This is a genomic window from Streptacidiphilus jeojiense, assembly GCF_000719095.1.
In the GTDB taxonomy this organism is placed as follows: Bacteria; Actinomycetota; Actinomycetes; order Streptomycetales; family Streptomycetaceae; genus Streptacidiphilus; species Streptacidiphilus jeojiensis.
Window position 1 is genome coordinate 128248 of sequence record NZ_JOEH01000005.1, and the last position, 24446, is coordinate 152693.

A 24446-nucleotide genomic window follows, 5' to 3' on the forward strand; every position below is an offset into this window, starting at 1 on the left:
CCCTAAGGGTGGACACGGCGGCGCCCGGCCCGCCCCGGGTGGGGTGGACCGGGCGCGGGCCGGGAGGGCCTGATCCCCGGGTGGCCAGGTGCCGGGTCAGGCGACCGGGCTGAGTGCGGGCGCGTCCTGTGCCGGGTCCGGCACCGGGGCGGCGTTCCGGCGCCACCGCGGGACGATCAGCGCCGAGACGGTCGCGGCGGCGATGGCGGCCGCGCCGACCCAGAGCGCCGGGGTCAGCCCGTCGGCGTAGCGCTGCGCGCTGCTGAAGTCGCCGCTGGCGGTGAAGACCGAGGTGAGCACGGCCACCCCGAGCGCTCCGCCGATCTCCCGGAAGGCGTTGTTCGCCCCCGAGGCGACCCCCTGCTCCTCCGGCTTCACGGATCCCATGAGCACGGTGGTGACCGGGGCGAAGAAGAGCGCCATGCCGACCCCGGAGAGCACCAGCGGGGGGATCTGCGAGCTGTAGTCGACGTGGGCCGCGACGATCAGGGCGAACCAGACCAGTCCGGCGGCCTGCAGGGCGAGCCCGGTGGCGATGATGATCCGTCCGCCGATCCGGTCGGCCAGCATCCCGGCGAGCGGGGCGACCACCATGGGCATCGCGGTCCAGGGCAGCATCCGGACGCCGGCCTCCATCGGGGTGTATCCCTGGGCGGTCTGCAGCCACTGGCTGAGCAGGAAGATCGAGCCGAACATCCCGACCGACATCAGCAGCGAGGCACCGTTCACCGCGGCGAAGGCGCGGTTGCGGAACAGCCGCATCGGCAGCAGCGGGGCGTCGGTGCGCAGCTCCCAGGCCACGAACGCGATCAGCAGCAGCACGCCGGCGACCAGGGCGGCCAGCACGGTGGAACTGGTCCAGCCGTCGGAGTTGCCGCGGATCAGGGCGAAGACGATGCCGAAGAGTCCGGCGCTGGCCAGCGCGGTGCCGGGGATGTCGAGCCGGCTGTTGGGGCCGCGGCTCTCGGTCAGCCGCAGCCGGGCCAGCGGCAGCAGGGCCAGTCCGATCGGGACGTTCAGGGCGAAGATCCACTGCCAGGAGAGGTGTTCGACCACGGTGCCGCCGATCAGCGGGCCCATCGCGACGGCCATGCCGTTGACTGCACCCCAGGCTCCGAAGGCCAGGCCGCGCCTGGCCGGTGGTACGGCCGAGGTGAGCAGGGTCAGGCTGACCGGGGTGAGCAGGGCTGCTCCCACCCCCTGGGCGGCCCGGGCGGCGATGAGTTCGCCGATCCCCGGTGCCAGCGCCGCGGCCAGCGAGGAGAGCGTGAAGAGGCTGAGTCCGACGGTGAAGAGGCGGCGGCGGCCGAAGCGGTCGCCCAGCGCGGCGCCCAGCATCAGCAGCACCGCGAAGGTGAGCGTGTAGGCGTTGACGGTCCACTCCAGGTCGGTGATGCCGCCGCCGAGGTGGGTCCGGATGGAGGGGAGGGCGGTGGTGACGACCAGGTTGTCCAGCGCGGCCATGAAGCCGGCCGTGCTGGTGATCACGAAGGCCCAGACTGCTGGGTTTCCCTTGCGCATGACGGTTCCCTTTGGTTGAGGCCCCCCGGCTCGGGGGGAACCTGATGAGTTATCGATCAATAACTTTCACGGGCAGAGAAAAGCGGCGCGAAGCGCACACCGCTCCGAACGGCTGCCGCCGGCTAGCACTCGCTGGACTCGAAGCCCTTCCAGATCCGGTGCTCCTGCGGAAAGCCCATCGCGACCAGCGCGTTGATCAGCATTCCTTCGGCGAAGAAGCCCGTGGTCTCCCCCGGGGTCATCCCGGCCGCGGCCGCCACCGAGTCCCAGAGGTCGACCCACATCGCCCGGACCGCCTCCCCCACCTCGGTGTCGCCCGCGGACTCGGCGGCGAAGGTGGAGACGTACATCTGCATCTGCATCAGCAGCCGGCTGCGGTCGGTGATCAGCTCGAAGTAGGCGAGCCCCATCGCCTCCCGGGCCTCCTTGCCCTCCAGGCCTTCGGCCGCCTTCAGGAAGGTCTCCCGGACGTCGTCCATGCAGCGCCGGACGGCGGCCTCGAACAGCGCCCGCTTGTTGGGGAAGAGCCGGAAGAGATAGGGCTGGGAGACGCCGACCCGAGTGGCGATCGCCTGGGTGGAGGTCCCGTTGTAGCCGCGCTCGGCAAACTCGATCATGGAGGCGCGGATGACGCTCTCGCGTCGCTCCTCCGCTGTCATTCTCATGCTCGTCTTCGCCATGGGTTAAAAGTTAGTGGCTGATTACTAACTTTGCAAGGGGCCACCGGAAACTGAGATGCGCCCCTCCGGACGGTTCCGGGGGGCGCATCCGTCAGTGCAGGTCAGAGCAGGTCAGAGCAGCTGGACCACGGCGCGGGACATGCCGAGCACCTTCTCGCCGCCGCTGGTCGCCAGCAGGTCCACCCGGACCCGGCGGTCCTCCAGCTTCGCCGCGACCTTGCCGGTGACCTCGATCACAGCACCCGTCCCGTCATTGGGGACGACGACCGGCTTGGTGAAGCGGACGCCGTACTCCACCACCGCACCGGGGTCCCCCAGCCAGTCGGTGACCACCCGGATCGCCTCGGCCATGGTGAACATGCCGTGCCCGATGACATCGGGCAGGCCGACCGAGCGGGCGAAGGCCTCGTTCCAGTGGATGGGGTTGAAGTCCCCGGAGGCGCCCGCGTACTGCACCAGAGTGGCGCGGGTCACGGGGAAGGACTGGGCCGGGAGCTGCGAGCCGACCTCGACCTCGTCGTAGTTCACCTGTGCGGGCATCGTCACTCCCCCTCGGCGGCGCGGGCCACCAGCATCATGTAGGCGGTCACCACGTGCTCGCCGCTCTCCTCGTGGACGTCGCCGCGGACCGAGAGGATGTCGTTCCCGGCCAGGGACTTGATCGAGTCGATGGTGCAGGTGACCGAGAGCCGGTCGCCGGCGCGCACCGGACGGGTGTACGTGAAGCGCTGGTCGCCGTGGACCACCCGGGAGAAGTCCAGGCCCAGGTCGGAGTCGTTCACCACCTGGGCCGCCGCGCGGTAGGTCAGCACAAAGGGGAAGGTGGGCGGCGCGATGACATCGGGATGCCCCAGTGCCTTCGCCGCATCCGTGTCCAGATAGGCGGGGTTGGCGTCACCGACGGCCTCGGCGAACTCGCGGATCTTCTCGCGGCCGACCTCGTAGACCGTGGTGGGCGGGTAGGTCCGCCCGATGAAGGAAGGATCGAGCGGCATGGGCAGCTCCTCGTCGTGCGACACGTCAGTAGGTAAGTCGTTCTTCAAGGAGAAAGGTAGCCGGACCTGACGCAGCGAAGGCCGCCCCCACGGGTGGGAGCGGCCTTCGCCCTTACAGCCTTGGCGATATCGCCGGACGTGCGATGGAACGCAGAGGTCAGCGGGTCTCGCGGTGCGCGGTGTGCGAGTTGCAACGGGGGCAGTGCTTCTTCATCTCAAGACGGTCCGGGTCGTTACGCCGGTTCTTCTTGGTGATGTAGTTCCGCTCCTTGCACTCCACGCAGGCCAGCGTGATCTTCGGGCGGACATCAGTGGCGGCCACAGGAGTGCCTTCCTCGGACAGACAACGTTATGAACACAGACAAGAGTAGCCGACCGGGAGGGTTACCCTACAATCGGCTACACGGCGTGGTAGCGGTGACCGGACTTGAACCGGTGACACAGCGATTATGAGCCGCTTGCTCTACCAACTGAGCTACACCGCCACGACGATTGAGCGCCCCGCCGAAGCGGGGCACCTTCTCATCCGAGCCCCCATGCGGAATCGAACCGCAGACCTTCTCCTTACCATGGAGACGCTCTACCGACTGAGCTATAGGGGCTGGCCGAGGAAGACATTACACGGTCCCCGGCCGATCCGTGAAATCCGTTTCCTCCCCCGCGGATCCCAGGCCTGGAGCGGCTTCCCGACCCCTCGGGGCGGACCAAGCTGACGTTGCATCGCAGCTCAGACGTTCGCCCCGGAGCGCCCTCGGAGCCGCGGTCGGATCCCCGTCGAAGCCCCGGCGGGAGCCCCTGTCGGATCCCGGCGGGGCGGTATGACTTATGAACTCCCCGGTGCCCGCCCGCGCCTCCCGACCGCGTCGGGACAGGCGGCCTAGGCTCCCAAGGAACGATCATGAGCCACGGCGGGAAGGAGCGGCGGATGCCCGCCGAGAGGCCCCCGGACCAGCCGACCGCCCCCGGTGGACCTGCCTTGCTGCTGTCCGGTGCCCGGCAGGCCGACGGCCGCGCGGTGGATGTGCGCATCCTCGGCGAACGGATCGAGTCGGTCGGCCCCGCGGGCAGCCTCAGCGCGCCGGACCGGCTGGACCTCACCGGATACCTGCTGCTGCCCGCCCCCACCGAACCGCACGCCCATCTGGATCAGGCCTTCAGCGCCACCCCGCCGGCCGGCCCCGGACCGGATGCCGCCGGAAGTGCGGAGGCGCTGCAGCGCAGGATCACCGAGGCCGCCCTGAGCGGGCTGGGCTACGGCGCGACGGTGCAGCGTACGCATGTCCGGATCGACGGGGCCCACGGGCTGACGGCCGTCACCGCGGCGCTGCAGGCCGCGCGTGCCCTGCACGGGCTGATGGAGCTTCAGGTGGTTCCGCTCCCGGGAACGCTGAGCGGACGTTGCGGTGCGGAGGGGCGCGCGGTCCTGCGCGAGGCGCTGGCCATGGGAGCGCACGCGGTCGGCGGCCGCCCCGACCAGGACCCGGATCCGGACGCGCATCTGGACGCCGTGGCAGCCCTCGCCGAGGAGTGCCGCAGCCCGGTCGATCTCCACGCCGATCTGGGTGATCCGCACCGGCTGGCCCGGCTGGCCGCAGTGTTCGGACAGTTCCCCCAGCTGGTGACCGTGGGCCCGTGCGCCGACCTCGACCGGCTGCGTCCCGAGGAGGAGGCCCTCGGGATCGACCGGCTCGCCTCGGCCGGGATGGCCGTCGTACTGCTGCCGCAGAGCGGGTACTGCGTGGGGACGGGGTCGACGCCGGGCGCGGGGGGCGGGCCGAATGCCGGGCCGCCACGGGCGGCCCGGCGGGCACCGGTCCGGCGGCTGCTGGCGGCCGGGGTCGCGGTGGCCGCCGGCAGCGGTGCGCTGCGGGACCTGGCGAATCCGGTCGGCCGGGTGGATCCGCTGGAGGCGGCCTTCCTGCTGGCCGCATCGGGCGAGTTGGACGAGGTGGATGCGTACGAGCTGGTCAGCGGCGCGGCGCGGCGGGTGCTCGGGCTGGCCCCGGTGCTGATGGCTCCCGGCGCCCCTGCGGACATCCTCGCGGTGCGCGGGGACAGCCTGCGCGGGGTGCTGTCCGGTGGGCACAGCAGGGTGGTGGTGCACGGCGGCCGGGTGGTCAGCCGGACCAGTGCGGTGCGGGAGTTCGCCGAGACCAGCGCCCCCGCCGTGCCCCGGCAGGGGCGGAGCGGGCCGGTGGCCCTGGAGGACTGACGGCCTGCACACCGGGCTCGGCGAGGCGCTACGTGGGATCAGCGCCAGAGGGGACCAACGCTGGGCGGAGGTGAACGCGCGGCGGGGGTCAGGGCGCGGCGGGGGTCAGCGCGGAGCGGGCGTCAGCGCACGGCAGGTTCAACCACGGCAGGTTCAGAGCGCCGCGGGGGTCAGCGCGCGACGGAGGTCAGCGCGCGGCGGTAGTGGACCAGCAGTTCGCCCCAGTCGTCCACCTTGACCCGGCCGCTGCGCCGGAAACCCATCGCCTTGTAGAGCCGATTGGCCCTCAGATTGTCGGCGTGGGTCCACAATTGGGCCTGGTCGAAGCCGCGGGCGACGGCGCGCTTGATGGTCTCCTCGACCAGCAGCCGTCCGATGTGCTGGCCCCAGCGGTCGGGGGCGACGCTGAGCAGGGATATGTGGATCAGCCCGGAGACCGGAGGTCCCGAACCGTCCTCGTCGCGCCCCTGGACGCCCATGATGGTGCCGATGATGCCGGAGTTGTGCTCGGACTCCTTGTCCGGGTCCTTGCCCGGCTCCTCGTCGTGCTCCCCGTTGTCGGGCCCACGGCCGGCTTCCCGAACGGACTCCTGGCCGTTCTGGTCGGCCGAGTCGTGAGCCAGCAGGACTAAGGCCTCCGGCGAGGCCATCCGTTCATGGACCGAGGCGATATGAGCCTCCGGCAGGGGCCTGCCGTTGCGTCTGACGACATGTGAGAACGTCCACAGCGCCACTGCGGCGTCAAGATCGGCCGCGGCAGCCTCACGCACTGTCACCGCTTCGTCCATGCCAAGCCCCCTCCCCCGACCGTCGAGTACCGGCGCTCCCCCACCGGATGACTCGTTTTCTACCACGCCCCTGTGACAACCGGGTTCGGCTGTCGGCCATGGGACTGTTGCGACCCTACTCGCGCTCACCCTCCGCGCACAGGACCCCTGGGCTTCTCGCTCCCGCAGGTGGCGGGCAGAACCGCCATCTGTTCAACAGTTGAAGGCAGTTCAACTTATTGACGGTGGGTCATGCCGCATTGAGACTGCCTTACGGATCCGGAGCTCCCACATCGTTGCTCTGAGAGCGCTTCCAGATCGCAGGTTCAACGGGCCCGAGTCGGACGGGCCTCCGGCTCCTGATCAGAAGGTGGTACCAAGCGCTCCCCCACACCGATCTGGCGTTCACTTCACGAACCCAGGTGAAAGGACCCCCATGCGCAGAACCGCCCTTCCGCGCCCACCGCGACCTGCGTCGCGCGGACGCGTAGTCGCCCTGCTCACCGCCGTCCTGCTGACGCTGGCGGCACTGCTCGGCCTGACGGCCACCGCGCTACCGGCCTCGGCCGCGACCGACTACACGCAGAGCGTGACCCAGCTGAACGCGTCCCAGACACAGATCACGTTCATACCCACCACCGCCGCGCTCTACGTCGACGTCCACTACCTGGTCAACGGCGCCAACCAGCAGAACTTCCGGATGGCGAACAGCAACGGCACCTGGACCCAGACCGTCAGCTCGCTGACCGCCGGCAACGTCCTGGAGTACTGGTTCACCTACGAGAAGAACGGGCCGCAGTACGACACCCCCCACTTCACGTACACGCAGACCGGCGGCACCACCGGGACGGTGGCCACGCCAACGTTCAGTCCGGCCGGGGGGACGTTCAGCTCCGCCCAGACCGTGACGCTCGCCGACTCCACCTCCGGCGCCAGCATCCGCTACACCACGGACGGAAGCACCCCCACCGCCTCCTCCACCCTCTACAGCACCCCGCTGAGCATCACCGCGACCACCACCGTCAAGGCCATCGGCATCCTGTCCGGTAGCACCAACTCGGCCGTGGCCAGCGCGACCTACACCATCAGCACCGCGCCCTCAACGGTCGCGACGCCGACGTTCAGTCCGGCCGGGGGGACCTTCAGCTCCGCCCAGACCGTGACGCTCGCCGACTCCACCTCCGGCGCCGGCATCCGCTACACCACGGACGGAAGCACCCCCACTGCCTCCTCCACCCTCTACAGCACCCCGCTGACCGTCAGCGCCACCACCACGGTCAAGGCCATCGGCATCCTGTCCGGCCTGACCAACTCCGCGGTGGCCAGCGCGACCTTCACCATCGGGACCTCGGTGGGCTGCCCCGCGCAGTCGGACACCCCGGACTTCGGTCCGAACGTCCACGTCTTCGACCCGACCATGTCCAGCGCCAGCATCCAGGCCACGCTGGACGCCCAGTTCGCGCAGATGAAGGACACCAACACCGCCCAGTTCTCCGAGAACCGGGTGGCCGACCTCTACAAGCCGGGCACCTACTCGGTGGAGGACAACGTCGGCTTCTACACCTCGGTGGCCGGGCTCGGCCAGAACCCGGACGACGTGATCATCAACGGTGACGTCACCGTCGACGCCTTCAACTCCGAGGACGCCGGCAACGCGACGCAGAACTTCTGGCGCTCGGCCGAGAACCTGGCCATCAACCCCTCCAGCGGCACCGACCGCTGGGCCGTGGCCCAGGCCGCGCCGTTCCGCAGGATCGACGTGCACGGCAACCTGGCCCTCTACCCGGCCAGTTACGGCTACGCCAGCGGCGGCTACATCGCCGACACCAAGGTGACCGGGCAGGCGTCCTCGATCTCGCAGCAGCAGTGGTACACCCGGGACAGCAACCTCGGCAGCTGGTCCGGGGGCGTGTGGAACATGGTCTTCTCCGGCGTGAACGGCGCCCCGGCCAACACCTTCCCGAGCCCGCCGGAGACCACTCTGGCCACCACTCCGGTCTCGCGCGACGTGCCGTACCTGTACATCGACAGCACCGGGAAGTACCGGGTCTTCGAGCCCTCGCTGCGGACCAACGCCTCCGGCCCGAGCTGGGCGAGCGGCAGCACCCCCGGCACCTCCGCCCCGATGAGCCAGTTCTACGTGGTGAAGGCCGGCGACACGGCCGCGACCATCAACACCGCGCTGTCCGAGGGCTGCAACCTCTTCGTCACCCCCGGGGTCTACCACCTCAGCCAGACCCTCAACGTCACCAAGGCCAACACGGTCATCCTCGGCATCGGCTACCCGACCTTCGTCCCGGACAACGGGGTCAACGCCATGCAGGTCGCCGACGTGGACGGGGTCCGGCTCAAGGGCCTGCTCTTCGACGCCGGGACAACCAACTCGGCCGCTCTGCTGACGGTCGGCCCGTCCGGCTCCTCCGCGAGCCACGCGGCCAACCCCACCACCATCCAGGACGTGTTCTTCCGGATCGGCGGTGAGGTCGCCGGCAAGGCGACCGCGAGCCTGGTCGTCAACAGCAGCGACACGATCATCGACCACATCTGGGCCTGGCGTGCCGACCACGGCAACGCGGGCACGGTCGGCTGGACCACCAACACGGCCGACAACGGCCTGATCGTCAACGGCAACAACGTCGAGGCGACCGGCCTGTTCGTGGAGCACTACCAGAAGTACGAGGTCACCTGGAACGGTCAGAACGGCAAGACCATCTTCTTCCAGAACGAGATGCCGTACGACGTGCCCAACCAGGCGGCCTGGATCAGTCCGACCGGGGTCAACGGGTACGCCGCCTACAAGGTGGGTGCCAACGTCACCACGCACGAGGCCTGGGGGCTCGGCAGCTACTGCTACTTCAACGTCAATCCGGCGGTGAACGCCTATCACGCGTTCGAGGTGCCCAACACGGCGGGCGTGAAGTTCCACGACGCACTCACCGTCTCGTTGGGCAACGTCGGCACGATCACCCATGTCATCAATGACACGGGTGCCCAGACCGCGACCAACACCACTCCCAGCAACGTCGTCAGCTTCCCGTGAGCTGAGCTGACGTCGGAGCGACCGACAACACCTCCGGCCGGCCCGGTCCCCCGGGCCGGCCGGAGGCCGGTCCAGGACTGCACGCCGGGGGCCATGCGCCGGGACAGCAGACGGCCCCTGACCGTTTGTGCTGGTCAGGGGCCGTCCCATTCCCTGGTGGCGGGTATAGGGTTCGAACCTATGTAGGCAGAGCCGGCAGATTTACAGTCTGCTCCCTTTGGCCACTCGGGCAACCCGCCAGGGATCGTCTCGCGGTCTCCCGCTCGACGTCGTAAACAATACCTGATCGACGGGGGTGCTCCGCCACTCGGTTGATCCGGGGAGTCGGCGGCCCGCCGGTACCCGGGGAGGACAACGGGCGGGGTCCGCGGTGGCTAGGCTGGATCGGCAGCTCCACCCATAGGGAGCACGCGCCATCCGTGTCGTAGCACTGTCAAGGAGACTCACTGATCATGGCCGACTCCAGTTTCGACATCGTCTCGAAGGTCGAGCGGCAGGAGGTCGACAACGCGCTCAACCAGGCCGCTCGCGAGCTGACCACCCGTTTCGACTTCAAGAACGTCGGTGCCTCCATCGAGTGGTCCGGCGAGAAGATCGAGATGAAGGCCAACTCCGAGGAGCGCGTGAACGCGATCCTCGACGTCTTCCAGACGAAGCTGGTCAAGCGGGGGATCTCGCTGAAGGCGTTGGACGCGGGGGAGCCGCAGCTCTCCGGCAAGGAGTACAAGATCTTCGCCACCATCGAGGAGGGCATCTCCCAGGAGAACGCCAAGAAGGTCGCCAAGATCATTCGCGATGAGGGCCCCAAGGGCGTGAAGGCCCAGGTCCAGGGGGACGAGCTGCGCGTCAGCTCGAAGAGCCGGGACGACCTCCAGGCCGTGCAGGCCCTGGTCAAGGGCAAGGACCTGGACTTCGCCGTCCAGTTCGTGAACTACCGCTAGACCCTCCCGACCTGCCGGGACGAGCGCGGCTGCTGATGGTCTTTCCGGTCCGGTACGGGCCCGGAGACCGGTCGGCAGCCGCGCTCGTGTCGTTGCCGGAGGGCCCGGGGTGAGGGCCCGGGCGCCGGTCCACGGCGGACCGTTACTGGTCCGCGATCAAATCCATAAAATTCACATTGGTCCCCTTGAGACCTCTCTCATACTCGGCTCATCAAGCTGTCAGCCCAGCTCCCTAGGTTCCAGAGGCGCACCAAGAGCCCCTCCTTCCCTAGGAATCACATGTTCTTCACCTATCTCAGGCGCGAACTGCGCCGCCGCCGCAAGGCGGCGCTCGTCATCTCCATGGGACTCGCCCTGGGCATCGGCCTGGTTCTCACGGTGACCTCGGTCTCTGCGGGGATGAAGAACGCCCAGTCGACAGTGCTGCACTCGCTCTACGGTCTCGGCACCGACATCACCGTGACCAAGTCCGCTGCGGCCGGGGCCGGCGGCGGTGCGCAGAAGTTCGGGATCCAGCAGTCCGGCTCGGGCAGCAAGAGCAGCAGCGCGGACCGGCTCTCGGTCAACCAGGGCACCGCCACCATGGCGAGCTCCACCGTCACCCAGGTCGCCTCGCAGAGCAATGTGGAGGCCGCCGTCGGCAGCCTGCTGCTGAACGACTTCAAGTTCGACGGCTCCTTCAAGCTGAAGAGCGGCACCTCCAGCACCAGCACCGGGACCGGCCAGGGCGGCGGTCAGCAGGGTGGCGAAGGCGGCGGGCAGGGCGGCACCCCGCCGAGCGGCGCGGCCAACTTCAGCCTGAACACGCTGACCATCATGGGCACCGACACCAGCAACATCACGGTGGGCCCGCTCAGCTCGCTCAAGATCACCTCCGGCGTCAACTTCACCAGCGCCCAGAGCAACTCCCTGGTCGCGGTCGTGGACAGCTCCTACGCCACCCAGAAGAAGCTGAAGGTCGGCAGCACGGTCACCATCAGCGGCAAGGCCTTCAAGGTCATCGGCATCGCCACCGCCTCCAGCGGCACCTCGGCGGCCAACGTCTACATCCCGCTGACCCAGGCGCAGACCCTGGCCGACATGAAGAACAAGGTCACCACGGTCTACGTGAAGGCCAGCAGCTCCCAGCAGATCAGCGCGGTCAAGACCGCCATCACCAAGAACGTCTCCGGCACCACCGTCACCACCGCGTCCGACCTGGCCTCCACGGTCTCCGGTTCGCTGTCCACCGCCGCCAACCTGGTGACCAGCATGGGCAAGTGGCTGTCGCTCGCCGTGCTCGCCGCCGCCTTCCTGATCTCCAGCCTGCTCACCTCCTCGGCCGTCAACCGGCGCGTCCGGGAGTTCGGCACCCTGAAGGCGCTCGGCTGGCGCAGCAAGCGCGTGATCGGGCAGGTCATGGGTGAGGCCCTGGTCAACGGGCTGATCGGCGGCGTCCTGGGAATCGCCCTGGGACTGGCCGGCGCAGCCGCGATCACCGCGTTCTCGCCCACCCTCAGCGCCTCCACCGCGAGTTCCACCGCCAGCCAGGGCGGTCCCGGCGGCGGGGGCGGCCCGGGCCAGGCGGCCAGTGCCGCGGCCAAGGCCATCGAGGTGCACCTGACGGCTCCGGTGACCCTCTCGGCGATCGCCGTCGCGGTGGCCCTCGCGGTCGCCGGCGGTCTGGTGGCCGGCGGCTTCGGCGGCTGGCGCGCCTCCCGGCTGCGCCCGGCCGACGCCCTGCGCCGCGTCGAGTAGTCCCGAAGCCCTTCCGCAATCCTCATAGGAGCACCCATGTACCGCCTCAGCGGCGTCACCAAGCACTACTCCCGGGGCAAGGAAACGGTCCGCGCCCTGGACGGCATCGACCTCGAGATCCCCGACGGCGGCCAGCTGGTCATCCAGGGCCCCACCGGCGGTGGCAAGTCCACCCTGCTGCAGATGCTCGGCGGCCTGGACCGCCCGACCGGCGGCACGGTGGAGCTCGCCGGGCACGACCTGGGCGCGATCGGCGAGGCCAAGCTCACCAAGGTCAGGGCCGAGCTGATCGGCTTCGTGTTCCAGAGCTTCAACCTGATCCCGACCCTCAGCGCGCAGGAGAACGTGGAGACCGCGCTGGTCCCGATGGGCATCGCCAAGGAGGAGCGCCACAAGCGTGCCTTCGCGGCGCTGGAGTCGGTCGGTCTCGGCGAGCGCAGCAACCACGTGCCGAGCGAGCTCTCCGGCGGCCAGCAGCAGCGTGTCGCCATCGCCCGCGCACTGGTCAAGGAGCCCAAGGTGCTGCTCGCCGACGAGCCCACCGGCAACCTGGACGAGGAGACCCGTGACGAGATCATGGAGCTGCTGCACGGGCTGTGGCGCGAGCGCGGGCTGACCTTCATCATGGTCACCCACGACACCGCCATCGCCGGGCGTGCCCCGCGGCTGGCCACCATCCGGGCCGGCAAGGTCACCGTCTCCGAGAACGCGGACGCCCAGGTCTGGGCGGGCTGAGCGGACAGCTGCGACGGAAGCGGGCCGGGGCCCGGGCGGACGAGACATCCTCGTCGGCCCGGGCCCTGGCCTTGTACCGCCAATGGCTGCCCGGGAGTCCAGGGCCGCCCGGGTTCAGCCGGGGGTCGGCCGGGGGTCGGCCAGGAGTCGGTCGTGCGCTCTCAGCGGGCGGCGAAGGGCTGGTCCGAGGGGACGATCTCGCGGCCCAGCGGCATCAGTGAGATCGGGATGAGCTTCAGGTTCGCCCAGGCGAAGGGGAGGCCGACGATGGTGACCGCCAGCGCGATGCTGGTGGCCAGATGGCCCAGTGCCAGCCACCAGCCGGCGAAGATCAGCCAGATGACGTTGCCGACGCAGGATGCCCCTCCGGCGTCCGCGCGCTCCCGGGTGGTGCGGCCGAACGGCCAGAGGACGTAGCCGGCGATGCGGAAGCTGGCGATGCCGAAGGGGATGGTGATGATGAGGATGCAGCAGATGATCCCGGCGATGGCATAGCCGATGGCCATCCACAGTCCGCAGAGGACCAGCCAGACGACGTTGAGCAGGAACCTGAGCAGATCCATCTGCGGCGGCCTTCCGTCTTCGGTGCGAACGGCTCTCCCGGCCGATCCGGGGCCCGAAAAAATTCTGACACGCTTTCGAGAAGGACGCTGATCGGCTGTCAGCGGATGCGGCGGTGTCCGGCCATCTCCTCCAGCCGGGCGATGCGCTCGGCCATGGGCGGGTGGGTGGAGAACAGGCGGGCTCCTGCCTCACCGGGGCGGAACGGGTTGGCGATCATCATATGACTGGCCGTCTGGAGCTGGGGCTCGGGCGGCAGCGGGAGCCTCCTGGTGCCCTGGTCGAGCTTTCGCAGGGCATCGGCCAGGGCCAGCGGGTCACCGGTCAGCTGGGCTCCGGAGGCGTCCGCCTGGTACTCCCTGGAGCGGCTGACCGCGAGTTGGATCAGGCCGGCGGCGATCGGCCCGAGGATCATCAGCAGCAGCAGGCCCACCAGCCCCGGGCCGTCGTCGTCGTCGCTGCGGCCCATCGGGATCAGCCAGGCGAAGTTGACGGTGAACATCACCACCGAGGCCAGCGCCCCGGCCACCGAGGAGATCAGGATGTCGCGGTTGTAGACATGGGACAGCTCGTGCCCGAGGACACCGCGCAGTTCGCGCTCGTCCAGGATGCCCAGGATGCCCTGGGTGCAGCAGACTGCGGCATTGCGCGGGTTGCGGCCGGTGGCGAACGCGTTGGGGGCCTCGGTCGGGGAGATGTACAGACGGGGCATCGGCTGGCGGGCCGAGGTGGAGAGCTCGCGCACGATCCGGTAGAGCCAGGGGGCCTCGATCTCGCTGACCGGGCGGGCCCGCATCGCCCGCAGCGCCAGCTTGTCGCTGTTCCAGTAGGCGAAGCCATTGGTCGCCAGGGCCACGACCAACGCGACCAGCAGCCCGGTACGCCCCCAGAAACTGCCGATCAGGACGATCAGCGCGGAGAGGCCGACCAGGAGTACGGCGGTTCTCAGACCGTTGTGCCGGCGGTGCACGGGTGCCCTCCAGGACGTGCGATGAGGGGCGTCTGCTGTCTGCTGCCCTTGAGTCCGTTCGTCCGGTTCAACGGCTGGGACGGACGCCCTGGTTCCCTTGTGCCCTGCTGGGCGGGGCTGTGCAACCCGGGCGGACCGGCCCGGTCAGCCGAAGAGGGATCCGCTGGTGATCTGGAGCACGAGTTGGGGCGCGAGTGAGAGCACCACTCCGGTGGCCGCCGCGAGCCCGAGGCAGAGGGCCAGCGGAACCGGGATCCGAAGGGTCGCGGCCGAGGTCGACGGGGCGGGCTGGAAGAGCTTGGCGGTCCAGGAGAGGTAGTAGTACAGCGCGACGACCACGTTCACGGCCATGATCACGGCGAGCCAGCCAAGGCCACCGTCGACGGCAGCGCGGAACACCACCACCTTGCCGAACAGGCCGATCACACCGGGCGGCAGTCCGGCGAGGGAGAGCAGGAAGAAGGCCATGGCGATCGCCGCCGCAGGGCGGGCGGCGAACAGGCCCCGGTAGTCGTCGATCCGGCGGGACACCAGGCCGACGACGGCGAAGGCCCCCAGGTTGACCACGCCGTAGATCATCGCGTAGGCGACCGTCGCCCCCAGCGGATCACGGGCCTCGGCACTGCCGTAGCCCGCTGCGGCGATCGGAACCAGCAGATAGCCCGCCTGGGCGACGGAGGACCAGGCGAGCAGGCGGACGGCGCTGTGCGCGGTGTCCGAACGCTGGCGCAGGGCGGCTGCGTTGCCCAATGTCATCGTGAGTGCGGCCAGAATCGCAAGCGCCAGGCCCCAGGTTCGCCCGTAGGGGTGAAAACCCACCACAGCGACTAGCGCCAGGCCGGAAAGCCCGGCAGCCTTGCTGACCACCGAGAGGTACGCGGCCACTGCCACGGGGGCACCGGTGTAGGTGTCGGGAACCCAGAAGTGGAACGGGACCGCGGCCGTCTTGAAGGCGAAGCCGACCAGCGTCAGGACCGCGCCCACCAGGGCCAGGGTCTTCAGCTGGGGCTGGACATGGGGCAGTGCGGCGGCGATACGGGTGAGATGCAGACTGCCGGTCGCGGCGTAGACGAAACTGACGCCGAGCAGCATGACCGCCGTGGCCGTGACCGAGGACAGGAAGAACTTGAGGGCGGCCTCCCCGCCCCTGCCGTCACGGCGCAGACCGACCAGGGCGAACGCGGGCAGCGAGGCGACTTCGAGGGCGACCACCAGGGTCGCCAGATCACGTGAGGCCGGCAGCAGGGCTGCTCCCGCCGCCGAGCTGAGCAGCAGGAACCAGTACTCACCGGGCGGGAGGGCGCTCTCCTTCACGGTGTGGATCGACAACAGCGCGGTCAGCAGGGCACCGGCGAGCACCAGCAGTTGCAGTACCAGAGTGAAGTGGTCGGCGACGTAGGAGCAGGCGCTGCCGCCGGTGGCGGCGGTGGCGCCGGTGGAGCTGCCGAGGCAGAAGGTGGCACGGGTGCCGTCGCGCAGCGGGACCAGCGAGAGCAGGGCCAGTGCCAGTCCTGCCACCGAGATCCAGCCCAGCAGCGGCTTGTGCCGTGCGGGGAGGAACAGTTCGGCGACCAGGACGCCGAGGGCGACGGCGGCGGTGATCGACGGAGGGGCCACGGTCTGCCAGTCGATCGACTGGATCAGGGAGCCGGCCATGGGTGTGGCGAGAGCGGTCATGGCTCAGCTGCCTCCGAGGAGTGCCTTGACGGCGGGGTTGCTAAGGCCGAGGAGCACGGCCGGCCAGAGCCCGGCGACGAGGGTGAGGACGACGAGAGGGGTCCAGGCGGCGGCTTCGTAGGCCTGGACGTCCAGGAGCTGGAGTGCGGGTCCGGCGGAGGACGGCGGATCCGCCGGTGTGGACGGGTCACCCATGCAGACCCGGCGGACGACGGCGAGCAGGTACGCGGCGGTGAGCAGGGTGCCGAGCCCGGCCAGGGCCATGAAGACCAGGTAGGTGGGCCGGGAGAGATCCGCGGCCGGATGGAAGGAGCCGAACATGGCGAGGAGTTCACCCCAGAAGCCGGCCAGTCCGGGCAGACCGAGGCTGGCGACGGCGGCGAAGGCGAGGAGCCCGCCCAGGCGCGGGGCGCGACCGTACAGAGCGGCGCCGGTGCCGCCAGCGGAGTCGGTGAGCCGGTCGAGGTCGACGGTGCCGTAGCGGTCCTTCACCGCTCCGACCAGGAAGAAGAGCAGGCCGGTGACCAGACCGTGGGCGATGTTGGCGAACAGGGCGCCGTTCACTCCGGTGGGGGTGAGCGTGGCGATCCCGAGCAGGACGAAACCCATGTGCCCGACGGAGGAGTAGGCGATGAGTCGCTTGAGATCGCCCTTGGCCCCGGGACGGACCAGGGCCAGGCAGGCGAGGGAACCGTAGAGGATGCCCACCACGGCGAAGGCGGCCAGATAGGGCGCGAGAGTGGCCATCCCGTCGGGGGCCGAGGGCAGCAGCACCCGGACGAAGCCGTAGGTCCCCATCTTGAGGAGGACCCCGGCGAGCAGGACCGAGCCGGTGGTGGGGGCAGCCGTGTGGGCGTCGGGCAGCCAGCTGTGGAACGGCCACATCGGGGCCTTGACGGCGAGGCCGAGTCCGACGGCGAGGACGACGAGGATCTGCGTGGTGTGCGAGAGGCCCCGGCCGTGCCGCTGTGCGAGTGCGGTCATGTCGAAGGTGCCGGCGTGCAGGCCGAGCAGCAGGAAGCCCAGCAGCATGATCGCGGAGCCGAGCAGGGTGTAGAGGATGAAGCGGGCCGCGGCCGGACCGCGGTTCTCGCCGCCCCAGCGGGCGATGAGGAAGTACATCGGGATGAGCACGACCTCGAAGGCCAGGAAGAAGAGCAGCAGGTCCAGGACGGCGAAGGTGCCGACCATCCCGGTTTCGAGAAGCAGCAGCAGGCCGGTGTAGGCGCGCGGACTGGGGGTTCCCGGACCGTCGGGCAGCCTGCGCAGGGAGTAGACCGCACACAGGAAGGTGAGCAGCGTGGTCAGCAGCAGCAGGGGCAACGAGATGCCGTCGACGCCCAGGTGGAGTCGGACACCCAGGGCCGGAATCCAGGAGACGTCAGTGGTGGCCTGCATCCTGGCGGGGTGCCCGCGGTCGAATCCGGCCGCCAGCGCGACGGCCAGCAGCAGGGTGGCGCCGGTGACGGCGGCCCCGAAGCGCAGCGCGCGGCGTCCTGCGGCGTGCTGGTCCGTGCCGAAGAGACCGGGCACCAGGGTGACCGCCGCGCCGAGCAGCGGCAGCAGGAGCAGGGCGATGAGGACGGCGTTCACCGGGAGGCCTCCGTGAGAGCGCAGGCAGAGGGTCGGCGGCGGGTCGTACGGGTTGCCGCAGAGCTGTTCACTGGACCACCGCCACCAGCACGGCGAGGACTACGGCGCCGGCGAGCAGGGCGCTCAGATAGGTCTGGGCGTTGCCGTTCTGGGCCCGACGGACGGCGGCCCCGAGCAGCCTCGGCGCACCCGCCGCTCCGGCGACATAGGTCTCGATCACGTCGCGGTCCAGGAAGCGCACCAGTTGCGCGGCCGCGAGGACAGGGCGCACGAAGACGGCGGCATAGAGGCGGTCGAGGCCGAAGCCGTTGGCTGCGGGGCCCAGCAGCGGACCCAGGAGCAGTCGGGCCGGGTCCGGGGCGTGGCCGGTCGAGGCGGCAGCGGCGGCGCTGTCGGCGTCCGCGAGGGCCTGGGTGAAGGTACGGCCGGGGACGGTGGCGAGGTCGGCGGTGATCTCACGCGGTTCGGCGGCCGTGCCCTCCGGACGGGTGGACTCGTCGAGCTCATGGGCCGCAAGGGTTGGGGACGCGGTCGCGGCATCCAGGACCAGGGCGGTCGCCCGGCGCCATGCGGTGTACGAGACCAGGACGCCGGCCAGGGCGACACAGGTGCCGAGGATCGCGGTGCTGCCGGAGGGGGTGAGTGAGATGCCGTCGAGGAAGGAGGGCAGCCAGGTGGTGTGCAGTCCGGCGAGGCCTAGGGCGACAGCGGGAACGGCGAGGAGCCACAGCGGCCAGCGCATCGCATGGGGCTCGGCGGTGCCCGCAGCGGCGCCGGGCTGCGCCGGGTCGGCCTGCGCGGTGTCGGCCGGGACCGGGCTGGCGGAGCGGAAGGCGACGAGCCAGAGCCGGGTGGCGTACATGGCGGTGAGCAGGCCGGTGAGCAGACCTGCGACCAGGACGATCCAGCCGACGGAGGTGGGCACGGCGGTGGCGGGACCGAGACCTCCGGTGAGGGCCTCGCCGTGGGCCGCGTGCTCAGCGGCGGTGAGGACCGACTCCTTGCTGAAGAATCCGGAGAAAGGAGGGATGCCGGCCAGCGCGAGCAGACCGATCGTCATGGTCCAGTAGGCGTCGGGCACACGCCGGCGCAGGTCGGGCATGCGGGACATGGCGGTCAGCGAGTTGGTGTGCGCCGCGTGGATCACGACACCGGCGGCCAGGAAGAGCAGGGCCTTGAAGGCACCATGGGTGAGCAGGTGGAACACGGCGGCGTCGCGGTCTCCGGTGGCGAGGGCTCCGGCCATGTAGCCCAGCTGGCCGACGGTGGAGTAGGCGAGCACCCGCTTGATGTCGTCCTGGGCCAGGGCGCAGAGAGCGGAGCCCACCATGGTGACCGCCGCCATCACGGCGATGACGACCAGAGCAGCCGAGGACAGCAGGAACACCGGGAGCAGCCGGGCCACCAGATAGATGCCGGCGGCGACCATGGTCGCCGCATGGATCAGCGCCGACACCGGGGTCGGGCCCGCCATCGCATCCGGGAGCCAGGTGTGCAGCGGGAACTGTGCGGACTTCCCGGCGACACCGCAGAGCAGCAGCAGCGCGATCAGGGTGGGGTGGTGCAGCTGGCCGGTCGTGGCCGCACCGAGGACACCGCTGATCCGGAACGTTCCGGCATCGGCGCCGAGCGCGAAGATGCCGAACAGGAAGGGGATGTCGCCGAGCTTGGTGACCAGGAACGCCTTGATGGAGGCGGAGCGGGCGTCGCCCCGCTCCCAGTGGTGGCCGACCAGGAAGTAGGAGCAGATGCCCATCACCTCCCAGCCGACCAGCAGGACGATCAGATCGCCGGAGTACAGCACCAGGAACATCGCGGCGGTGAACAGCGACACCAGCGCCGCATAGGAGGAGTAGCGCGGGTCGTCGCGCAGATAGGAGGTGGAGTAGATCTGCACGCAGCCGGCGACGACGCCGACCAGGACGGCCAGCAGGGTCGAGAAGCCGTCCAGGTGCACGGCGAGGTCGATGGGGACGCTGCCGGTGGGGGTGAGCCTGGTGGCGGCATCGAGGTGGCGGCCGGTGCCCAGGTCGCAGGCCACCGCGACGGCCAGGGCTGCGGAGGCGATGGTGGGCAGCACGGCGAGCGGACGGACCAGCCCGGGGGCGCGGCGTCCGGCCGCGAGCCCGGCGAGGGCGCCGAGGAAGGGGAGCAGTGGGACGAGCACTGCCAGCGTCAGGGTCATGCGGGGTCGGCCTTCCCCCGGGCGGAGCCCGTCAGTGATGCGGTGTCAGGATCGGCAGCGGCGAGGTCGGAGGCAAGGTCGGGGTCTGCGTCCGCGTCGGCGGGAAGGGCCTGGTCGGCGGGCCGGTCCGCGAGCTCGCGGAGGCGGTCGATGTCGGCGGTGCCCTGGGTGCGGAACACCATGAGGACGATGGCCAGGCCGAGGCCGATCTCGGCGGCGGCGATGGTGATGGTGAAGAGGGTGAGCGCCTGGCCGGCGTGCAGGGTGTCCCGCAGCCAGACGTCGAAGGCCACCAGGTTGAGGTTGACGGCGTTGAGCATCAGCTCGACGGACATCAGCACCAGCACGGAGTTGCGCCGGGCCAGCACACCGTAGAGGCCGACGCAGAACAGCAGCGCGGCGAGTACCGCGGGATAGGCGAGGTGCACCGGGATCAGCCCTCCTCTCGGTGGCGGCGGGAGAGCACGATGGCGCCGACCAGGGCGGCAAGCAGTAGCACGGAGAGGGCCTCGAAGGGCAGCACCCAGTAGCGGAACAGCACCTCGCCGTTGGCCCCGGTGCTTCCACCGCCGGAGGACAGGTCCATCCAGGTGCTGCGGAAGGCGTCGACGACCAGGGTCACCAGGGTCGCCGCTGCGACCACCGCGACGCCGAGGGCGACCCAGCGGTTTCCGGAGTCAGCATCCGGCGAACGGCCTATGGGGGCCTTGGTCAGCATCAGTCCGAAGAGCACCAGGACCACGACCGAGCCCAGGTAGATCAGGACCTGGACCCAGGCGATGAACTCGGCGGTGAGCAGCAGGTACTCGATGGCCAGGCCGCCGAGGGCGACCACCAGCCAGAGCGCGGCATGCACCAGCTGGCTGGTGGTGACGGTGAGGACGGCTGCGCCCAGGACGGCGAGCCCGACCAGCACGAAGACGATCTCGACGCCGGTGGGCGTCAGGAAGGAGTGGCCTTGGGAGCTCAGCGAGGCGGCCAGGACGGCGGTCACAGGGTGGGCTCCTCTCCGGGCGGCATGGCTGCGGCGGCCGCCTCGGCGGCGGCGAGCTTGTCGGCGGCCTTGCGGGCGGCGGCGATCTCCTTGGGCTCCTCGGCGGAGGGGTCCAGCGCGGGCGGCGGGGGAACGGTCCACATCCACTCGCGGAGCTTCTCCCGCTCATGGGTGAGCTCGTGGATGTCCGTCTCCGCGTACTCGAACTCCGGGGACCAGAACAGCGCGTCGAAAGGACAGACCTCGATGCAGATACCGCAGTACATGCAGAGCGAGAAGTCGATGGCGAAGCGGTCCAGGACGTTGCGGGTGCGGGCCCTGGCATTGGGGTCGACCGCGGGCAGCGTCTCCTTGTGGGAGTCGATGTAGATGCACCAGTCCGGACACTCGCGGGCGCAGAGCATGCAGACCGTGCAGTTCTCCTCGAGCAGCGCGATGACGCCCCTGGAGCGCGGCGGCAACTCGGGCTGCGCGTCGGGGTACTGGTGGGTGACGCTGCGTCGGGTCATCGTGCGCAGGGTGACGGCCAGGCCCTTGGCCAGGCCGCGGCCGGGGAAGCCGCCGGAGCTGCCGGAGCCCGCGGACCCACCGTGCTGGTGCGTGTGGTCGGCTCGGCCGGAGTGGTCGGCGGAGCCGGAGGGGAGGGGCGGCACTAGGAGATCACCACCTTGACGATGCCGGTGAGGGCGAGCTGGGCGAGGGCGAGCGGGATCAGGACGATCCAGGCGAAGCGCATCAGCTGGTCCTCGCGCAGCCGCGGATAGGTGACCCGCAGCCAGATCACGACGAAAGCGAGGGCGAATGTCTTCAGCAGGGTCCACAGCCAGCCGAGGTCCGCCGAGAGCGGGCCGTGCCAGCCGCCCAGGAAGAGGACGGCGGTCAGCGCACAGAGCACCAGGATTCCGGCGTACTCGGAGAGCAGGAACAACGCGAAGCGCAGACCGGTGTACTCGGTGTAGGCGCCGAAGATGATCTCCGAGTCGGCCACCGGCATGTCGAACGGCGGCCGTTGGAGTTCGGCCAGGCCTGCGGTGAAGAAGACGAAGCCTCCGACGATCTGCCAGGGCACCCACCACCAGTGGAACGCCCCGAGGATGCCGGTGAGCGACACGCTGCCGGCCGCCATGGCCACCGACGCGGCGGCGAGCAGCATCGGCAGCTCATAGGCCAGCAGCTGCGCGGCGCTGCGGATGCCGCCGAGCAGCGAGAACTTGTTGGCGGAGGCCCAGCCTGCCATCAACGAGCCGAGCACTCCGACGCCCATGACGGCCAGGACGAAGAACAGACCGGCGTCCAGCGCCTGCCCGACGAAGCCGCCGGGGCCGACCGGGATGGCGATCAGGACCAGGAGGTACGGCAACAGCGCGACGGCGGGCGCCAGCTGGAAGACCCGACGGTCGGCCCCGGCCGGGACGATGTCCTCCTTCTGAGCGAACTTCACACCGTCGGCGACCAACTGGGCCCACCCGTGGAAGCCACCTGCGTACATGGGTCCGAGCCGGCCCTGCATATGGGCCATGACCTTGTGCTCGGTCTGCCCGATGACCAGCGGGAAGGTCAGGAACACGACCAGGACGGCGAGACAGCGCAGCAGCGCTTCGAGCGCGGTGATCATGCGTCGTCTCCCGTCGTACTGTCAGTGCCTGTCGTGCCGTCAGTTCCGCCGGAGGGCGCCGTCGGGGGCTCCTTCGGCGGCGGTACCGACTGCCACGGCGCGTCCGGGGTCGGGGCGGAGGCCGGGGCCTGGCTGGTGGAGCCGTCGCCGACGCTGCGGTTGCGGCGCGGGCGGTCGGCGCGGACCGGTCGGTCGCCCGGAGCGACAGCGGCTGCTGCGGCGGGATCGGCAGCAGCAGCCCGGGGGCCGCGGGCCGCACCGCGGGCCGGTCGCTCGGCGACGGGCGGGAGGGTTCCGGCGAGCGGGCCCCACTCATTGGGGTCGGGCACGCCCGGCGGAAGCATCCGCCGTCGGGCCGCCGGGGCGCCCTCGCCGTGGCCGTGGTCGCTCTCCCCGGGCTCCTTGGCCCCCGGCCAGGCCTTGGCGACCCTGGCCGCCAGCACGAACTCCTTGCGGAGCGGGTGGCCTTCGAAGCCGTCGGGAAGAAGGAGGGTGATCGGATGGGGATGGCCGGTGAAGTCGATGCCGAACATCTCGTGGGTCTCCCGCTCGTGCCAGTCGGCGCCCGCGAAGACGCCGGTGGCGGTCGGGAGGGCGGCCGCAGCCCTGGGGATGCGGGTGCGGAGCAGCAGATGGCGCAGCGGGGCGGCCGATCCCGTGCCCACGGCGGCGAGGTGGGCGACGACGGAGAAGCCGTCGGCCAGTTCGTCGACGGCGCTGAGCCAGTCGAAGTAGGACAGGCCGAGGGAGTCCCGGGCGGTGGTCAGCGCCTCGATCCAGTGCTCGGCCGGGACGTCGACGGTGAGCAGGGCGAACGCCTCGGTGGCGGTGGCCCACGGACCGAGGGCAGCCGCAGTCGCCGCTCCGGGGTCCGGCGCGGCGGGAGGGGTGGGCTCAGCGGGAGGGGTGGGCTCAGCAGGCGGAGTCGGATCGGTCACCGGGTCGGGCCCTCCTCGACACCGGTGGGCCCAGGCCCGGCCACCAGGGGCCGCTTCAGGGCCGCGGCCGGCACGGGAGTGACCGGGTACTGGTCCGGGAGGGACTCGTGCGCGATCTTCTCCTGCAGTTTGAGGATGCCCTGGAGCAGCGCCTCCGGACGGGGCGGGCAGCCGGGTACGTACACGTCCACCGGGATGATCTGGTCGACGCCCTTGGTGACGGAGTAGGAGTCCCAGTAGGGACCGCCGGAGTTGGAGCAGGCGCCGAAGGAGATGACGTACTTGGGTTCGGGCATCTGCTCGTAGAGGCGCTTGATCGCCGGGGCCATCTTGTCGGTCACGGTGCCGGAGACGATCATGAGGTCCGCCTGGCGCGGACCGGGCGCGAAGGGGATGACGCCCAGTCGGATGAAGTCGTGCTTGGCCATGGAGGCGGCGATGAACTCGATGGCGCAGCAGGCCAGGCCGAAGTTGAAGCACCACAGGCTGTAGCGGCGGCCCCAGTTGAGGACCACCTTCACCGGGTCCGGCGCCAGCCGGGCCAGCGGGCCGAGACGGCGCGGCTCGACGGCGCCACCGGGTGCGGCCGGGTCGGGGATGCCCAGCGGAACCGGGCCGCCCGTCGCGGCCGGGCCGCCGAGCGGATCCTGTCCGTGCGCGTGCGCGTGCGCATGCCCGTGCGAGTGGGGAGCGGGGGTCACGTCCATTCCAGGACGCCCTTCTTCCAGGCGTAGAGCAGTCCGACGGCGAGGAAGCCGATGAAGACGAACATCTCGATCAGCGTGCCCGCACCGTACCCGGGCGCGGCGAAGACCGTGGCCCAGGGGAACAGGTAGATCGCATCCACCGCGAAGATCACATAGAGGAAGGCGTAGACGTAGTAGCGGATCTGGGTCTGCGCCCAGCCCTCCCCCACCGGGTCCACGCCGCACTCGTACGCGAGCAGCTTCTCCTGCGTCGGCGCATAGGGGCGCAGCAACTGGTTGGCCCCGAACGCCGAGGCCACGAACAGCACTCCGATCACAGCCAGCAGGCCGACCACGGCATAGGCGTGGAAGTACCCCGGTTTCGGGGCGGCGACGACAGCCGCGACTGCTTCCATGCTCGGTTCGTCCTCCGGTCCCGCCTGGCGGCAGCGATGTCTTTACACATCCATGACGTTCTTACTGCACGGGAGTCTAGGTCCACCGACCGGGGGTCCGTGCACGGCGCCCAGCGGGAACGCGGGGAAGGTGGGGTTATCCCCCCTACCACCATGCCGACCTGCCCCATCGTCATCGGGCCG

Annotated in this window: 23 protein-coding genes and 3 tRNA genes; 5 read left to right on the forward strand and 21 right to left on the reverse strand. The window is 70.2% G+C overall.

Features of this window, described 5'->3' with window-relative positions; translation table 11 throughout:
- Positions 1 to 96: 96 nt before the first annotated feature.
- The 7 genes from IF29_RS0108205 to IF29_RS0108235 all read right to left on the reverse strand — a co-directional run bounded on the left by IF29_RS0108205 (position 97) and on the right by IF29_RS0108235 (position 3798).
- A complete protein-coding gene (locus IF29_RS0108205) occupies positions 97 to 1521 on the reverse strand; it encodes a DHA2 family efflux MFS transporter permease subunit (RefSeq protein WP_030251698.1) in 1425 nt (474 codons plus the stop codon).
- Between the two features lie 122 nt (positions 1522 to 1643).
- Positions 1644 to 2180, reverse strand: a complete 537-nt coding sequence (locus tag IF29_RS0108210; protein WP_030251701.1) for a TetR/AcrR family transcriptional regulator — start codon at positions 2178 to 2180, stop codon at positions 1644 to 1646.
- A gap of 132 nt (positions 2181 to 2312) precedes the next feature.
- Positions 2313 to 2741, reverse strand: coding sequence for a MaoC family dehydratase (locus IF29_RS0108215; protein ID WP_030251703.1), 429 nt, complete (start codon positions 2739 to 2741; stop codon positions 2313 to 2315).
- Positions 2742 to 2743: 2 nt separating this feature from the next.
- A complete protein-coding gene (locus IF29_RS0108220; RefSeq protein WP_030251706.1) occupies positions 2744 to 3196 on the reverse strand; it encodes a MaoC family dehydratase N-terminal domain-containing protein in 453 nt (150 codons plus the stop codon).
- Between the two features lie 157 nt (positions 3197 to 3353).
- The gene (gene rpmG, locus IF29_RS0108225; RefSeq protein WP_006604855.1) at positions 3354 to 3518 is read right to left on the reverse strand and encodes a 50S ribosomal protein L33; all 165 of its coding nucleotides are present in this window, start codon (positions 3516 to 3518) and stop codon (positions 3354 to 3356) included.
- Positions 3519 to 3605: 87 nt separating this feature from the next.
- A tRNA-Met gene (locus IF29_RS0108230) sits at positions 3606 to 3681 on the reverse strand.
- Between the two features lie 44 nt (positions 3682 to 3725).
- Positions 3726 to 3798: transfer RNA gene (locus IF29_RS0108235), tRNA-Thr, on the reverse strand.
- Between the two features lie 323 nt (positions 3799 to 4121).
- Between IF29_RS0108235 and IF29_RS0108240 the strand changes: the two genes are divergently transcribed.
- On the forward strand, positions 4122 to 5408 hold the full coding sequence (locus tag IF29_RS0108240; protein ID WP_030251709.1) for an amidohydrolase family protein: 1287 nt from the start codon (positions 4122 to 4124) through the stop codon (positions 5406 to 5408).
- A gap of 170 nt (positions 5409 to 5578) precedes the next feature.
- On the opposite strand, the gene IF29_RS43315 is transcribed toward IF29_RS0108240, so the two are convergent.
- Positions 5579 to 6196: a GNAT family N-acetyltransferase gene (locus tag IF29_RS43315; protein ID WP_084713732.1), complete on the reverse strand. Its 618-nt coding sequence runs from the start codon at positions 6194 to 6196 to the stop codon at positions 5579 to 5581.
- A 415-nt stretch (positions 6197 to 6611) separates the two neighbouring features.
- On the opposite strand from IF29_RS43315, the gene IF29_RS0108250 reads away from it, so the two are divergent.
- Entirely contained in the window at positions 6612 to 9215 is a 2604-nt protein-coding gene (locus IF29_RS0108250) for a chitobiase/beta-hexosaminidase C-terminal domain-containing protein (protein WP_380521125.1), read from the forward strand.
- A gap of 154 nt (positions 9216 to 9369) precedes the next feature.
- On the opposite strand, the gene IF29_RS0108255 is transcribed toward IF29_RS0108250, so the two are convergent.
- Positions 9370 to 9454 (reverse strand) — tRNA-Tyr (locus IF29_RS0108255).
- 213 nt (positions 9455 to 9667) lie between these two features.
- On the opposite strand from IF29_RS0108255, the gene IF29_RS0108260 reads away from it, so the two are divergent.
- The 3 genes from IF29_RS0108260 to IF29_RS0108270 all read left to right on the forward strand — a co-directional run bounded on the left by IF29_RS0108260 (position 9668) and on the right by IF29_RS0108270 (position 12628).
- Positions 9668 to 10156 (forward strand): YajQ family cyclic di-GMP-binding protein, encoded by a 489-nt coding sequence (locus IF29_RS0108260; protein WP_030251722.1) that lies wholly within the window; start codon positions 9668 to 9670, stop codon positions 10154 to 10156.
- Between the two features lie 279 nt (positions 10157 to 10435).
- Complete coding sequence (locus IF29_RS0108265; RefSeq protein ID WP_030251725.1) at positions 10436 to 11893, forward strand: ABC transporter permease; 1458 nt, start codon at positions 10436 to 10438, stop codon at positions 11891 to 11893.
- Between the two features lie 36 nt (positions 11894 to 11929).
- A complete protein-coding gene (locus tag IF29_RS0108270) occupies positions 11930 to 12628 on the forward strand; it encodes an ABC transporter ATP-binding protein (RefSeq protein ID WP_030251728.1) in 699 nt (232 codons plus the stop codon).
- Between the two features lie 161 nt (positions 12629 to 12789).
- Here IF29_RS0108270 and IF29_RS0108275 read toward each other — a convergent pair whose 3' ends face one another.
- The 12 genes from IF29_RS0108275 to IF29_RS0108330 form a co-directional block, all read right to left on the reverse strand.
- Positions 12790 to 13191, reverse strand: a complete 402-nt coding sequence (locus IF29_RS0108275; protein WP_030251731.1) for a YccF domain-containing protein — start codon at positions 13189 to 13191, stop codon at positions 12790 to 12792.
- Positions 13192 to 13289: 98 nt separating this feature from the next.
- Positions 13290 to 14159, reverse strand: coding sequence for a zinc metalloprotease HtpX (htpX, locus tag IF29_RS0108280; RefSeq protein WP_030251734.1), 870 nt, complete (start codon positions 14157 to 14159; stop codon positions 13290 to 13292).
- 144 nt (positions 14160 to 14303) lie between these two features.
- Positions 14304 to 15836, reverse strand: coding sequence for an NADH-quinone oxidoreductase subunit N (locus IF29_RS0108285; RefSeq protein ID WP_030251737.1), 1533 nt, complete (start codon positions 15834 to 15836; stop codon positions 14304 to 14306).
- 3 nt (positions 15837 to 15839) lie between these two features.
- Positions 15840 to 17429, reverse strand: a complete 1590-nt coding sequence (locus IF29_RS0108290; RefSeq protein WP_030251740.1) for a complex I subunit 4 family protein — start codon at positions 17427 to 17429, stop codon at positions 15840 to 15842.
- A 67-nt stretch (positions 17430 to 17496) separates the two neighbouring features.
- Complete coding sequence (locus tag IF29_RS0108295; RefSeq protein WP_030251743.1) at positions 17497 to 19614, reverse strand: NADH-quinone oxidoreductase subunit 5 family protein; 2118 nt, start codon at positions 19612 to 19614, stop codon at positions 17497 to 17499.
- Positions 19611 to 20042 (reverse strand): NADH-quinone oxidoreductase subunit NuoK, encoded by a 432-nt coding sequence (gene nuoK / locus IF29_RS0108300; RefSeq protein WP_030251746.1) that lies wholly within the window; start codon positions 20040 to 20042, stop codon positions 19611 to 19613. The genes IF29_RS0108295 and nuoK overlap by 4 nt, the downstream gene beginning before the upstream one ends.
- 5 nt (positions 20043 to 20047) lie before the next feature.
- Entirely contained in the window at positions 20048 to 20596 is a 549-nt protein-coding gene (locus IF29_RS0108305; protein WP_030251750.1) for an NADH-quinone oxidoreductase subunit J family protein, read from the reverse strand.
- Positions 20597 to 20604: 8 nt separating this feature from the next.
- Positions 20605 to 21117 carry a 4Fe-4S binding protein gene (locus tag IF29_RS0108310; RefSeq protein ID WP_051725062.1) on the reverse strand — a complete coding sequence of 171 codons (513 nt, stop codon included), beginning with the start codon at positions 21115 to 21117 and terminating at the stop codon, positions 20605 to 20607.
- A gap of 143 nt (positions 21118 to 21260) precedes the next feature.
- A complete protein-coding gene (locus IF29_RS0108315; RefSeq protein ID WP_030251755.1) occupies positions 21261 to 22223 on the reverse strand; it encodes a complex I subunit 1/NuoH family protein in 963 nt (320 codons plus the stop codon).
- Positions 22220 to 23161, reverse strand: coding sequence for an NADH-quinone oxidoreductase subunit C (locus tag IF29_RS0108320; protein ID WP_051725044.1), 942 nt, complete (start codon positions 23159 to 23161; stop codon positions 22220 to 22222). The genes IF29_RS0108315 and IF29_RS0108320 overlap by 4 nt, the downstream gene beginning before the upstream one ends.
- On the reverse strand, positions 23158 to 23868 hold the full coding sequence (locus tag IF29_RS41665; RefSeq protein WP_051725045.1) for an NADH-quinone oxidoreductase subunit B: 711 nt from the start codon (positions 23866 to 23868) through the stop codon (positions 23158 to 23160). The genes IF29_RS0108320 and IF29_RS41665 overlap by 4 nt, the downstream gene beginning before the upstream one ends.
- A complete protein-coding gene (locus IF29_RS0108330; RefSeq protein WP_030251764.1) occupies positions 23859 to 24263 on the reverse strand; it encodes an NADH-quinone oxidoreductase subunit A in 405 nt (134 codons plus the stop codon). The genes IF29_RS41665 and IF29_RS0108330 overlap by 10 nt, the downstream gene beginning before the upstream one ends.
- Positions 24264 to 24446 lie beyond the last annotated feature (183 nt).